We start from the raw sequence: 13,335 nt of genomic DNA, 5'->3' as shown, positions 1-13,335 counted from the left end.
GTTGTGGGTATCCGATCCGTATGATCGAGGCAGTCCTTAGTTCAATTGGAATAAATCTCAGGTTTCAGTACTCCAACATATGGGAGGTTCCGATACCGCTCGGCATAATCCAATCCGTAGCCTACTACAAATTCGTCAGGTAACACGAAGCCTGTGTAGCTGGCTTCAAGATTAACAGTGCGGCCTGATGGTTTATCAAACAAGGTAACCACAGAGATAGTAGCAGCATTCCGGTTGCGGAGCAACTCAATTAAATAGCTGAGTGTAAGACCACTGTCAATAATATCTTCAACGATCAAGATATCGCGGCCTTCTACCGATACATCCAAATCCTTAATAATTTTGACTACTCCAGAGGACTTGGTGGATGCTCCATAGCTGGACACTGCCATGAAATCCATCTCAACAGGTACTGTAATGGCTTTAACCAAATCTGCCATAAATATAAACGCACCTTTTAGTACACAAATTACTAAAGGGGTACGACCTGCGTATTCTTCGCTCAGTGTTCGACCGAGCTCCTTAATTTTCTGCTGAAGTTCCTCTTCGGTGATCAATACTTCTTGAATATCGTTTTGCAACTTGCGAAACCTCCTAAGTTATACTATGAAAGACTTACTTCGACCATTACGTGACTTCGTGGTCATCCAGCTCTGCCAGAGACAATAGAAGTACGGAGGTCGTGTGCCGCCCTACTGCGGCATGCATCGAGCGTCTTACGCCCGGAATCCAGACGATATTGCCCAAACCATCACAAACGAGGGGAATCAATGACCGTTCGGAAGCAGGTATTTTATCATCAATATAAATATCTTTTACCTTTTTGCTTCCGTTTAATCCCATGATCCTTATGGTATCTCCAGGCAATCGGGATCGTATCGTCAGTGGAAAGACCAGTTCATCACGGTCAAACCAAGCCGACATCTTCCCATAATCCTCCCCCTGTACAAAAAAGTTTTCTCTCTCCAGTACCGCCATCGACATCACCTTACCTATTTCCTCCAATTTAAGCTCAGAGTCCGGTAAAAACAGACGATATGTATAGCTTGCCTGTGGCGTCGTGGGCTTGGACGAGAACAAGATACTATCATATTGCCGCACACAAGTCAGGCCTCCACCCAAATCCAAGCTCCAGGTGGTGGGATAGCTCTGCAGCGTTCCCCGACGTACAGCTTCAATCTTGGGGAAATCAAGGGCAGATAAATCCGCCGACAGATAATTTAATATTAGTTTAATCAAACGCCGTTGTAAAGCGGAGGGTATGGCAGCAAATGAAGCTCTGTTAAAGGTGTATTTCCCATCCCCTTCCGAAACTAGCTCTTCAAAGCATTTTGCCGCAGACGCTTCCATATACTCATCTTCAGCTCCCGCAATTTCCGCAAGCTGTACGAGGGATTGCCTCACTCTACCATTATACTTTTCCAGAAAAGGAAGAACTTCCAAACGAATGGCGTTCCGCTTATATTTCGTCAGCAGATTGGTGGCATCCTCAGCATAAGTGAAACCTTCATTTTGGCATAACCCTAAAAGTGCTGTTTTGTTAATACGTAGGAATGGGCGAATGAGTTCCACCTTTTTTTCTGTTCTTTTCCACTTGATACCCGACAGTCCAGATAAGCCACTTCCGCGTAATAGACGCATAATTACAGTTTCTGCCTGATCATCAGCATGATGAGCCAGAGCAACAGAACGCGCCCCATATCGGTGCGCCGTATCAATCAGAAATTCGTACCGCTTCTCACGTGCAGTACCCTCAGGACCAAGTCCACTCTCTTTAGCCAAGGAGGGAATATCGAATTCCGCAAACTCAAAGGGCAGTCCCAATTCTTCAGCCATACCACGTACGAGCTCTGCCTCTTCCTTCGACTCCGGCCTAAATCCATGATTCACATGAGCACATATTAAGGTAAGCGGTATAAATTTTAAAGATATTTCATGTAAAACATGCAAAAGAGCCACAGAATCCGGGCCGCCGGAAACTGCGACTACAATGGTGTCATGGGGCGCCCACAGCTCATGCTCGGCTGCTGACTCCAATACAGACTCCACCAGTCCATTCATTTGCTCCATATGCGCCCCCCTCTCTCTCCAACTATATGTATGAGTTCAAAAACGGAATACCCAATAAATCGTAAAGGCGAGCAAAAACAAAGACAATGCGAATGCATTTTTTAACCACCGAGGGGTGTCCATACTATCCGGGCGCTTTCTGCGCGAGTTATAAATATGGTTTCGCCAGACCTCAGTAGCATCCGCAGAGCCTGAGAACCCCCCTTTTAACGCCATACAAATCCAGGAGGATAGTTTCTTATTGGGTAAATTTCTAGCCAGCTTAAATAATTCGTCCACACTTCTCGTCTGCGGCAGCTGTAAGGCTGCCTTTTTGAGCCCTTCTTCATTGAGCAAACGAAGACACAGCACAGCAAATGCGAAAAGATCGTAACCCTCATCGCTGATTCGACTGCCCGCATTCCAGAAACCACGATCATGCCATTCGGTAAACTGCTTCACGCTACGACCAATAGGGCTTGTGCCCCCAAAGTCGATCAGTTCCACTTCACCGTATTTAGATACCATGACGTTCTCGGGCTTCAAATCACCGAACACAAATCCACATTCATGCAGTGTGCGCAGCTTTTCAAGCAGACCAAGACCTACCAGGCCTAACCAATCGGGACCGTTTTTCGATAAAAAATGATGCAGCGGTTTGCCTTCAACATACCTCATCACATAGAAGGGGATATTATCCCCATTCGCAAAATCATCCGCTTCCAAAAAATAAGAAGACAATGGATTCTCACGACGAGCCCGATGTTCATTCCGCTTTCGTCGCGATTGCAGCGAGGTCAGTACATTGATCTCCGATTGAAGTTCAAGTGTATCGTATCCGATTTTTAGCGCGTACCTTTCCCGTCTGCCTTCTCTTTGCACAAGATATACGGTTCCGTTCGCGCCCCTTCCCAGCATCCGCTCAACGACATAACGGTTACCCCGCCATTTGCCGTTAATTAAGGTACCAGTAGGATAGGACGGATTAGACGACATACCCACCAATCATCCCTTCTCTTTCGTCGTGGTCATCGCTTAGTCGGCGTCCACGATGTTCATCCAGTGTATCATAACGATAATGTTCAAGCACCTTGAAAATAGCTGGGCCAGTCGGTGTTGCGCCTCTCATGTGTAATTTAGAGAATAGCGTACGAATACCTGACATGTCATGCGTCCAATCTAGATCAAGCTTGGCATCTTCACTGCTGTTATTTCCGGGAAAATGAAACACAGCAATCTCACTCTTGCCTTCCCGCGCTTCTAAACTGAGCGCCAAATCGCGAATTGCATCTTCGACAGCACCCAGTTTAGGCTTCATACTGGCACTGGCATCGATAAGAAGTGCAATGCGCAGCGGCGTTGTTTCTGTGAGTTCATCTACAACTGTAACAACCTGTGAACGTTGAACAGGAGGCAGCTGATCCAGTGAGCCATCGCCTAGTATCTTTTTTACCTCTTTATTAACCGCCTGCTGGATCGTCTGAACCACGGTCTTGCGTGTCATCATCTGAATCGTCTGCGCCAGTTGTGGTGTTCCGACTATTCGGCTAAGGCCTCCCCCGGCCTTGGCAATGTCGGCAATCTCCCGGCTGCCGATTTCACCGATCGTACCATAATCAACTACACCGACCACATTTACGGTGATTCCCTCCTGCAGGGCATGCGCCGCTGCCAACACCGGACTTTCTCCTACATTCGAACAACCGTCAGTAATGAGCATAATTTGCTTCATAACCCTCAACTCCCCCTTTGTTTGAACCTCTGTTTCTAGCATATCCAGAAATGAGAGATTTCAAACGGTCGATATTAAGTGGGGGAATTTCGATCAAATAGGGGGGTAGTGAATAGTGGAACTGCGAGAAATGTTTGGGCTTTCGATCGCTGTTGTCCTCAGATTCCTTGATTAGAACCGCCTCACGCGGTTGGAATCCGAGGACAAAGGCGAACGCTCCGCTTCTACAGCTCCAAACTTTCTCTCCGTTCCATACCTTCACTAGTAAACAGTTTAGATCTACAGATTCCGCCCCAAGTCAGCCGACATTGAAACGAGAATAGTAGAGGCCGACGAGTTACACATCACGTACTCGCCTCGAATACCTCCATCAGCACGACGCCTTACGCGTGCTACAAACTCACAAGCAACACGACGCTTCGCGCGTGCCCCCAAGCAGCACGATATCTTGCACGTGCTTTAAACTATACAAGCAACACGGTGCTTCGCGCGTGCCCCCAAGCGGCACGATATCTTGCGCGTGCCTTAAACTATACAAGCAATACGACGCTTCGCGCGTACCCAACATTAAAGCCTACTAAAATCTAAACCTAAAATAACTAACTTACCGTACGCGGGCGCTCCATACGGCCGATGCCCGGCATATGCAGGCTGGACCATTCCGGATGGAAATGATCAAGACGGCTGACGACAATAGTCATGTCATCAAGGATCTCATTGCCCTGATAACGGATCACTTTCTCCAACAGGCTGTCCGCTAAATCCTGAGGATCATCACCCTCAAGCTCTTGGATCATCCGCTTCATCCATATCTCCTTATTAACGGCATATCCAGGCGCATCATAAATACCATCAGTCATCATAATTAAAATATCGCCGGGGCGAAGCTGCATACTGATTAAATCCACATCAATATCTTTAATGATTCCTATCGGCAGATTGCTAGAGGTTATTGGAATGACCTCACTCCCCCTCCGGATGAAGCTTGGTGCTGAAGCAATCTTCATAAACGTTGTCTGCGCAGAATATTGATCGATTAAAGCCATGTCCACAGTAGCATAGAATTCATCAGGGGAGCGTAATAAAAGAATTGAGTTGACCGACTTTACAGCCAGCTTTTCATCCATACCGGATTGCAGCAGCTTTTCTAACATGCCGAGTGCGGCACTGCTCTCCATCCTTGCCCGTTCACCATTCCCCATTCCATCACTAATGGATACTGCAAAAGTGCCATTTCCAAGCTCTACGGTACTGAAGCTATCGCCAGACAGCATATCCCCACCTTTAGAAACAACTGCCACTCCCGTGTTTACCTCAAAGGCTTTGGCTGAACCAAAGGTAACCATCGAGAGTCCTTCCCGGGGATGAACCGCCGTCTCACTCATGACAGCAATATTCTCATCCAGAATGTCGGAGAGGAGTGGGGCAATCATTTTACGGCATTCATCAAAACCGCGATTATAAGCGTGCACTACTTCTATTTCTACGCGTCCTGGGTCCAGACTTAAAATTTCAATGCCATGAATAGACAGTCCCAATTTCTCAAGAGCCTCGCGGATTTGCGCTTCCTGCCGATACATGGCCTGTCCCTCACGCTTAATTTCCTTGGCCAAGTCTTCCATAACCTGTGACACGCCTGACAGCTGCTCGGCAACAAATTGGCGACTATCGTATATTTGTCTTTTCCACCGCATATCATGTTGGTAGAGATCATATTGTCCCTTCATGACCTCAAGCACTTCTCCGGTTTTGCCACAAATACGGCTCCATTCCGGTGGCAGCTGAGCAGCCGTAATATCAGGGCATTCCTCAACAGTTGTCATCATATCTGTCATGTATCTATATGTCTGATAGAATTTTGCATCCCAGCAGTGGGTACGGCGAATGCATCCAGCGCAGGCGCCTTCTGTGACCGTATTCATAAAATCTTCCATTTCACGATCCGATTTGCCCACTTCTCCGGCACGTGGAATCTGACCAAAGCTACTGGAGAGCTGTTGGAATACCTGTGAGAATTGAGTGACCCGTTCTGCAGTCAGATCCCTGACCCTGCGGGCATATTCATGTTGAGATCGGCTATGATCTGACGTGCCCGGTACATATTTTGCAATCGCCGATATCATCGCCTTAGGCGTTATTAGAAACAGCACTATTGCTGCGCAGGTCTCCCATGTTGAGGCCATCATATCACCCGGACCCGTAAAATAGACGGAAAGGATCGTTGATCCTAGCAGCATGCCAATAGATACCGCACCCTTTCGCCCACCCTGCATCATTCCCGCTAGCATTCCGGAAAAAGCAAGCAGACTCATCTGATAGATAGCACTGATATCGGCCAGGCTGAGGATCAACCCCGTCACCACCCCAACAGCTGCACCGAGGGGAGCGCCCCCCGCCATGGCAAAGAGCAGAATTAAATAACGAGACAATATATGCTCTAATGACCAACCATTAAGGGTCCAGCCCACAAGGCCTGTCATTACGGAGGCTAACAGAATAATAAGGCATAAAACCTCCTCGTTCCTCAGCGATCTGCTCTTTTGTTTGTAAGTTAGTAGAGGAAGTGCCTGAATGAACACAAGCGTAAGAACAAACCCAAGTAAAGCATCCAGAGTTGTCATCATAAAGGGGTACCAGGAAAGAGACGGTCCGAGAACAATCTTGAACAGGCCAACCATAAACGAGGATACGAATACCATAAGGGGTGCATAAGACAAATCTATTCGTTCGAAACTTTCAAGCCCTCTATAAACAAGAAAAAATATAATTAGTTCAGCCGTAGTAACCAAAGCACCCGGAAACGGAGTGAAGAGACTTCCAGCTATAATAGCACCTGCTACAGGTAACATAGAGTCTCGACGCATAAACACAATGACGGCAAAATATGCGACAGCAAAAGGGGACAGCTCGTCCAGAATCATAGCTCTTCCTAGCAGAAACCCCATAAAGCTTAACAGAAGCATCCACTTCTTCGCTGTTATAAGCTGAATATAACGCTGCTTCTGACCCCAAGCTATAATACGCGTGCCTAAGGCTTGTCTCTGCTTCTTATCTTCGCTTCCCACTCTTGTCCACTCTGGCAAATTCACCACATTGCTTTTACTCATTTCCCTACACCACCCGTTTAAGAATTTATGGTTCTCATTATATAGCGGGTCATTTGAGAAAGTTTGTCAGAAATGGAGGGACAGTCATAAGAAATTTCCGACAAAAAAGCCTTTGTTCATTATTCCTAAAAAAATAGATCGATCCCTTGCGGCGCAGTAGGTTGCTTCTCCTTAAGCTTGTTTCCAGTGCAGTTTTAGGCGCAAGCCTGGCGGTCATTCGCCAGCGATTGCCCTAGAGTTATGTGAGAATGACATGGATGCTGTCGGCAAGTTTATATGACACGACAAAAAAACCGCAAGGGCGAAATGCCCTTGCGGTTATTTATGATGTACAGGTATTGGATTATACGCGTTTGGCTCCACGGCCTCCGCGCTTTCCTTCTGTGTTCTTCTTAATCGAAGATATCCGTTCTTCGCTGTCTTTCAGGAATCGCGACATTTTATCCTCGAATGAAGGTTTACCGGCTGCAGGCTTAAATGGACGCCCACCCCGTTCACGATTGAATCCACCGCCGCCTCCACCACTGCCGCCACCGCCGCCGAAACGGTCTCCGCCGCTAGGACGTTCTGGTCTTGGAGCTCTAGGCGGACGTACTTCCGATGCTGGCTTGTCAACAGCCTGCTTAATGGAAAGTCCGATCTTGCCGTCCTTATCGACGTTGATCACCTTGACGGTTACTACATCACTAATCTTCAGATGATCGTTAACATCCTTGACGTAATTATCGGCGATTTCCGAGATGTGAACGAGACCTGTGACACCTCCTGACAGATCCACAAATGCTCCGAAATGCGTGATGCCTGTCACTTTGCCTTCTAACTTGGTGCCCACTTCAATTGCCATAGAATAAAATGATCCTCCCTTAAAAATATACAGACGAATATTAAGGTCATCCTGTCTGCGGTGATTTGATTATACAGTAAAGAGCAAAGCAAGGCAACAGAGTAAAAGCCTCTTTTAGCCGGTATTATTGCTCTGATTGCTCTGTTCGAATAGGAGTTTCCCCTTGAGGATAGATATTGTACCATTTACGCGCTAATTGGCCAATATACTCATCATCATTAAGTCTGGACACTTCATATTTCAGTTGATTCAAAGATGCTGTGACGCTCTCACTAGTCTTTTGTTTCTTGGCGAGTTGCTCGCCCTTGTCCGTAATTGCCGCACTTTGATTGAAGTAAGTATAACCCGCCCAGCCAAAAAATACTGCCACAAAGAGAATCCACATGACTCTTCTTCTCTTCGCGCCTGCGGCCGAATTTTTGCTGGGATTACTTTTCTCTTCCGCAGTGAATCTGTTCATGCAGCGTACCCCCTAATTCAAAGGTCAGCGTTTCCGCCATTTGGTAATCCATCCAGAAATCTTCACGATCCAGGCGCTATGCTTAAGCCGAGATAACCATGGAGAAATCCATCTTACTGGTAATACCCAAATTGGCTTCGTTAGACGCAGCAGAAGCTTAAGGATGAATAATAGAATACGACCTAGCAGCACTAGCAACCCTATAATAAGGCGCCAAAGCCAGCGAAGAGGTTTACCTATTAGAATCTCCACAAGTCTCCATAGCAATCTGCACATATACTGAACCGATTGAATTAACATTAACACAAAACGCCGCACCGTAACACTGAAGATCAAAAAATAGATCCATATTCCTAGAAATAAACCTAAAAAGACATAAAATCGCAATTGCCCCTGATTTCCGGCATAGAGCATTCTAAAAACAAACAAAGCAGCACAAAGCCAATACAGCAGGTCAAGCATGGCATTCAGCCATTTGGGAAAATTGAACTTGAGCGACAGCACCCGGTAGCTGTCATAGGCCAGTCCCATTGTCACCCCGGCCAATATCATGTAGAACAGCGTCAGCCACTGAACTGCAGGATTCATTTAAATAGCTTACCGAGTAGACCTTTATTTTTGCCCTGCGATCCGGGATCTAGATAAATCAGGGAATGTACATTGCCCTCCAAGGACAACAGTCCATTCTCCAGACTTAAATTTTTGATATGTAAATGATTCCCGCGAATGGTGAGATGGCCGAGTTCTGTACGAAGCAAAAATTCCTCGCTATCAAAGCTCTCCACATTTTGCACGCCCGTCAACTCTAGCTGTTTACGACTGCGCATGTGCAGATCATGCTGTTTATTTACCTTTCCTGGCTCGATCATAGCATGTACCCCTCCTTCTTACCTCTAATCTATGGCAGTAGAAGAAGTTATAGAACATTCCAATCCACTAAAATAAGAGAGATAAAAAAAGAAAAAAGAAGGCACAACTCTACAATATGTAAAGTTGTGCCTTCTTATTTACTATTAACTATGTTACTCCTACCAGTCCAAGCCGGTGCTTTTGGCAACAGGCTCTTCCCGAAGTAGAGTATACATACCAGCGGCTTCGTCCTTGCGTGTCGTTTCGACTAGCTTTTCGACTTTGACCGTTACAAGCTTTTGTCCAAATTGCACAGTAATCTCGTCACCGATCTTAACTGCACTACTTGGCTTAGATTCCCGCCCGTTAATCAGCACCCGGCCTTGTTCGGACACATCCTTGGCCACTGTACGGCGCTTGATTAATCGGGACACTTTCAGGAATTTGTCAAGACGCATTAGTTAACGGCTTCTTTAAGCTTGTTACCAGCTTTAAATGCCGGTACAGTTGATTCTGGAATTTCAATCGTTGTGCCCGTTTGCGGGTTGCGACCAGTACGTCCTGCACGTTTACGAGTTTCGAATGTACCGAAACCGATCAGTTGAACTTTATCGCCTTTTGCCAAAGCTTCTGTGATCTCACCCAAGAATCCGTTCAATACTGCTTCTACATCTTTTTTTGCCAATCCGTTTTTCTCGGAAATGTTGTTTACCAAATCTGTCTTGTTCATAATTTAAAGTTCCTCCTAGGATACGAAAAAATAAATGAAACGAGATTCACCGCCATATTATGGGGCAAGCCGTCATTTCGTCTTTATGATATTCTTGATGTCATCTTAAAATCCTGCCACGAATCGTCGTTTTTTAAAAAAAGAAACAGTTATTTCTCAGAAATCGTCGCAGAATCTATTCTATAGCACTATTAAACTACTCGCCATAATCTAAATCAGAGATGAATGCTACTTTCACAGCATTGCCTCATCTTAAGGTCCGTATACCGTACATAGTCTGAGAAAATTACTATACTTTTCGTTCCTCAGTCTTTGCCTCCTGCCACAACTCTTCCATCTCTTCCAAGCTGCTATCTTCTACACTCATACCCTTGGCTCGCAGACTTTGCTCGATATACTGAAACCGACGCACAAATTTGCGGTTGGTCCGGGTTAAAGCTTCTTCCGGATCTGCGCCAATAAATCGGGCAACATTGGTAACAGCAAATAACAGGTCGCCCAGCTCCAGAATTTGATCCTCGGCGGCTGCATCAGTATCGATGGCTTCTTGCAGCTCTTCTATTTCTTCACGAACCTTAGCTAAGCAATCCATAGCGTTGTCCCAATCAAAGCCCACCTTGGATGCTTTTTTCTGAAGCTTGTACGCCTTCATAAGAGCGGGCAAATCACGCGGAACCCCACTGAGGGCGGATAATTCCTCTGGCTTCACGCCTTTACGCCGCTTCTCCTCTGCCTTCATGCCCTCCCAATTGATCAGAGCTTCTTCAGCATCATTCGCATTCTTGTCACCAAATACATGGGGATGGCGGAAGATAAGCTTATCATTCAGTCCTTCTATGACGTCAAATACGTCAAACGTGCCCAGCTCCTCTTCCATTTGGGAGTGCAGCATGATCTGCAGCAAAAGATCGCCCAGCTCCTCTTTCATATGGTCTGGGTCATCCTCATCAATCGTCTCAAGCACTTCGTAGGTTTCTTCGATTAGATTTTTACGCAAAGATTCATGAGTCTGCTCCCGATCCCACGGACAACCGTCCGGACTACGCAAAATATCGACAATCTCATGCAAGCGAGCGAAAGTACGATTTCTTAGCTTCTCCTCACGATTCGCAGGTACATAGACCAGAGACAAATTGCCATAACCCTCAAGCCGGTCCAATTCGTATAGAGGAACAGTCACAATGTTTTCTTCGTTCTCCACGCCAAGGGCATGACCCACCACCACTTCATATTCGGGCGGATACAGCTCCATCAGACATAACTTTGTCTCCGAAGCTGTAAAGCTGTCATAAACCTGGCCAATCAGAGTATGCAATTCAGGTTGAAGCTGAGCGCTGCGAATGCCTGAAGCATCTAATAACTGGAAGCCTTCAATAGGGTCGAACCCCAGTCGCACAAACGCCTCGTCCAGAAAACTCTCCCCGCCTAATATTTGCAGTTCTATTCCTTCTTCCGGGCAACGCTGACGCAGCTGTGAAACAGCTGACTCTGCAACCATGGGATGCCCCGGAACCGCATAGACAATATCTGTACCCTCTGCGGCGGAGCGAGCCTCTTCAATCAATTTTGAAGTAATTGCGGCATAAACCTCAGGAAACGAAGCTAATGTTTCATACAGTCCATCAAAGGATTGCGTGGCAATTTCAAGCTCGGTGAGAGCAGCCATGACTGGATGCTCTTGGGTACGAACGTAGACAACGGATGCTGCCTTCAGTTTTTTTATAATTCCTAGTGTCAGCCGATCGGGATTACCTGACCCGAGACCAACAACTGTTAATGTTGCACTCATATCTGTTCCTCCTTTTAAGCGGGTTAATTATGGAAATAAACGCAGCTTCTTGAACTTGTCCGCCAGAGACGGGCCGATGCCCGGAAGCTGGCGAAGCTCGCTTTCGCTGAGCAGCCGCAGCACCACCGCGCCTACGGCAAAGACAACGCAGCCTGCGAGTAACCCGAGCAGGCTCTGCGCCAAGCTGGCGGTGCGTCCGCCGCCGATGCCAGCGGCCGTAGCCGCGGCGCCAGTGCCCCAGCTGGCAGCTGCGGCGGCAAGAGCCAGGCCCGCTGTGAGCAGCGCGGGCCGTGCCAGGGCATCTGCGAGGCGAAGCCGCAGATGGCCCTGGCGGTACAGCAGCAGCACGTTAAGCGCTGCTGCGAACGAATGCGCGGCCACGCCAGCGATGGCCGCGCCGGTAATGCCCTGCTGCGGAACCAGCAGCAGGTTCAGGGCCGCCTTGAGCAGCGCGGCGGCCAAAAGGTGCAGGGCCGGGGCGCGCACGTAGCCGAGGCCCTGCAGGAGCGCAGCAGAGATGATGCTCACTGTACCGCCAACAGCGGTAAAAGCCAGCCAAGTCATTGTGCTGCTGCCAGCGGTATCGCCGTAAAGAGCCATATTAATCGGCTCAGCAAGCACTGCAAGGCCCGCTGAGGCCGCTAGACCTAACAGCCAGAACCAACGCAGCGACAAGCTGCAGCGGGTCTCAATCAGCTTCATATCTCCCTTGTACTTCGCTTCCGCCAAAGCTGGAATGAACACAACAGACAGTGAGGTGGCAATCATCGTTATAATCTGCACAAGTGGCAAACCCCGATTGTACACACCAAACTGGGCCATCGCAGCTACTTCACTTCCGTCAGACGACAGCAGTCGAGGCACAGTGAATACATCTACAAGACCGATAAGAGGCATAGCCAGTGCACCTAGCATTACGGGAATTCCATAAGCCAGCAGTGTACCTGCTTTAATGCCCATAAACCCTTGTTTGGAACCTAGTCCATGTCCTGCATCCAGCGCTCTTACACGCTGACTTTCGACAGCAGCAGCTACTTCAGCAGCAGCTTCCTGTTTTACCCTCCGGCGGTGACGTCTCAAGTACAGCAGCATAATTACAAGCCCTGCGGCTCCCCCTCCGGCAGAACCAAGCAGCGCGCCAGCAGCGATGCTCTCAGCTCCTGCTCCCTGCGAAGTGAGATATAAAAGAAGAACAATCATCACTGTAACCCGTACAGACTGCTCTACAATCTGTGACACGGCAGTAGGAACCATATTATGCAGCCCCTGAAAGTACCCGCGTATGGCCGACATGACAGGGACAACAGCCAAACCCCAGGCGCTTGTCCGCAAGGCAGGCATTACATGTGAGTTACCTACCCATTCGGCAATGATGGGTGCACCTGCATAGGTGATGGCGCCGATAATCAAGCCGCTGATGCCTGTAATTAGCGCGGATAATAGTAGAATTCGGCGGCCTTCTTCATCGCGTCTCCCAGCCGAAGCTTCGGCGACAAATTTGGAGATCGCCGCAGGCAGACCTAGCATAGCTACCGTTAACAGCATCGTATACAAGGGATACACTGTGTTGTATATACCAAATACAGCATCTCCGCCTAGATTTTGCAGCGGAATTTTTTGAAGTGTGCCAATAAGCTTTGAGATAATGGCCGCGGCACTAAGGATAAATGCGCCTTGCAGCAATCGTGATGTTTGTGTATTAGATTTCATATAATACCTGCTTCTACAACTTTGATGGGATGAATTTCTATATTATAACGTATGTATGCCCACAA

The 13,335-nt window shown here is 47.6% G+C and carries 13 protein-coding genes; all 13 read right to left on the bottom strand.

Annotation, left to right across the window (positions count from 1 at the left end):
• Positions 1–41: 41 nt before the first annotated feature.
• A complete protein-coding gene (gene hpt, locus NST25_RS00335) occupies positions 42–581 on the bottom strand; it encodes a hypoxanthine phosphoribosyltransferase (RefSeq protein ID WP_036678757.1) in 540 nt (179 codons plus the stop codon).
• Between the two features lie 46 nt (positions 582–627).
• Positions 628–2,070, bottom strand: a complete 1,443-nt coding sequence (gene tilS, locus NST25_RS00330; RefSeq protein ID WP_076130077.1) for a tRNA lysidine(34) synthetase TilS — start codon at positions 2,068–2,070, stop codon at positions 628–630.
• A 36-nt stretch (positions 2,071–2,106) separates the two neighbouring features.
• A complete protein-coding gene (locus NST25_RS00325; protein WP_094902328.1) occupies positions 2,107–3,051 on the bottom strand; it encodes a serine/threonine protein kinase in 945 nt (314 codons plus the stop codon).
• Entirely contained in the window at positions 3,035–3,781 is a 747-nt protein-coding gene (locus NST25_RS00320) for a VWA domain-containing protein (RefSeq protein WP_038568031.1), read from the bottom strand. The genes NST25_RS00325 and NST25_RS00320 overlap by 17 nt, the downstream gene beginning before the upstream one ends.
• Positions 3,782–4,380: 599 nt before the next feature.
• Positions 4,381–6,888 carry a stage II sporulation protein E gene (gene spoIIE / locus NST25_RS00315; protein ID WP_076130076.1) on the bottom strand — a complete coding sequence of 836 codons (2,508 nt, stop codon included), beginning with the start codon at positions 6,886–6,888 and terminating at the stop codon, positions 4,381–4,383.
• A gap of 343 nt (positions 6,889–7,231) precedes the next feature.
• Positions 7,232–7,732, bottom strand: coding sequence for a S1 domain-containing RNA-binding protein (locus NST25_RS00310; RefSeq protein ID WP_036678766.1), 501 nt, complete (start codon positions 7,730–7,732; stop codon positions 7,232–7,234).
• A gap of 124 nt (positions 7,733–7,856) precedes the next feature.
• Positions 7,857–8,192 carry a septum formation initiator family protein gene (locus NST25_RS00305; protein ID WP_076130075.1) on the bottom strand — a complete coding sequence of 112 codons (336 nt, stop codon included), beginning with the start codon at positions 8,190–8,192 and terminating at the stop codon, positions 7,857–7,859.
• Between the two features lie 24 nt (positions 8,193–8,216).
• The gene (yabQ, locus tag NST25_RS00300) at positions 8,217–8,780 is read right to left on the bottom strand and encodes a spore cortex biosynthesis protein YabQ (RefSeq protein WP_248549707.1); all 564 of its coding nucleotides are present in this window, start codon (positions 8,778–8,780) and stop codon (positions 8,217–8,219) included.
• The gene (yabP, locus tag NST25_RS00295; protein ID WP_036678773.1) at positions 8,777–9,061 is read right to left on the bottom strand and encodes a sporulation protein YabP; all 285 of its coding nucleotides are present in this window, start codon (positions 9,059–9,061) and stop codon (positions 8,777–8,779) included. The genes yabQ and yabP overlap by 4 nt, the downstream gene beginning before the upstream one ends.
• Before the next feature lie 159 nt (positions 9,062–9,220).
• Positions 9,221–9,499 carry an RNA-binding S4 domain-containing protein gene (locus NST25_RS00290; RefSeq protein WP_076130073.1) on the bottom strand — a complete coding sequence of 93 codons (279 nt, stop codon included), beginning with the start codon at positions 9,497–9,499 and terminating at the stop codon, positions 9,221–9,223.
• A complete protein-coding gene (locus tag NST25_RS00285) occupies positions 9,499–9,771 on the bottom strand; it encodes an HU family DNA-binding protein (RefSeq protein WP_036678778.1) in 273 nt (90 codons plus the stop codon). The genes NST25_RS00290 and NST25_RS00285 overlap by 1 nt, the downstream gene beginning before the upstream one ends.
• A gap of 289 nt (positions 9,772–10,060) precedes the next feature.
• Positions 10,061–11,560 carry a nucleoside triphosphate pyrophosphohydrolase gene (mazG, locus tag NST25_RS00280; RefSeq protein WP_340393180.1) on the bottom strand — a complete coding sequence of 500 codons (1,500 nt, stop codon included), beginning with the start codon at positions 11,558–11,560 and terminating at the stop codon, positions 10,061–10,063.
• A 27-nt stretch (positions 11,561–11,587) separates the two neighbouring features.
• On the bottom strand, positions 11,588–13,270 hold the full coding sequence (locus tag NST25_RS00275; RefSeq protein WP_340393179.1) for a polysaccharide biosynthesis protein: 1,683 nt from the start codon (positions 13,268–13,270) through the stop codon (positions 11,588–11,590).
• Positions 13,271–13,335 lie beyond the last annotated feature (65 nt).

Origin of the sequence: Paenibacillus sp. FSL E2-0190 (assembly GCF_037992965.1) — a bacterium.
GTDB lineage: Bacteria > Bacillota > Bacilli > Paenibacillales > Paenibacillaceae > Paenibacillus_AQ > Paenibacillus_AQ odorifer.
This window is presented reverse-complemented; position numbering and strand designations above follow the sequence as displayed.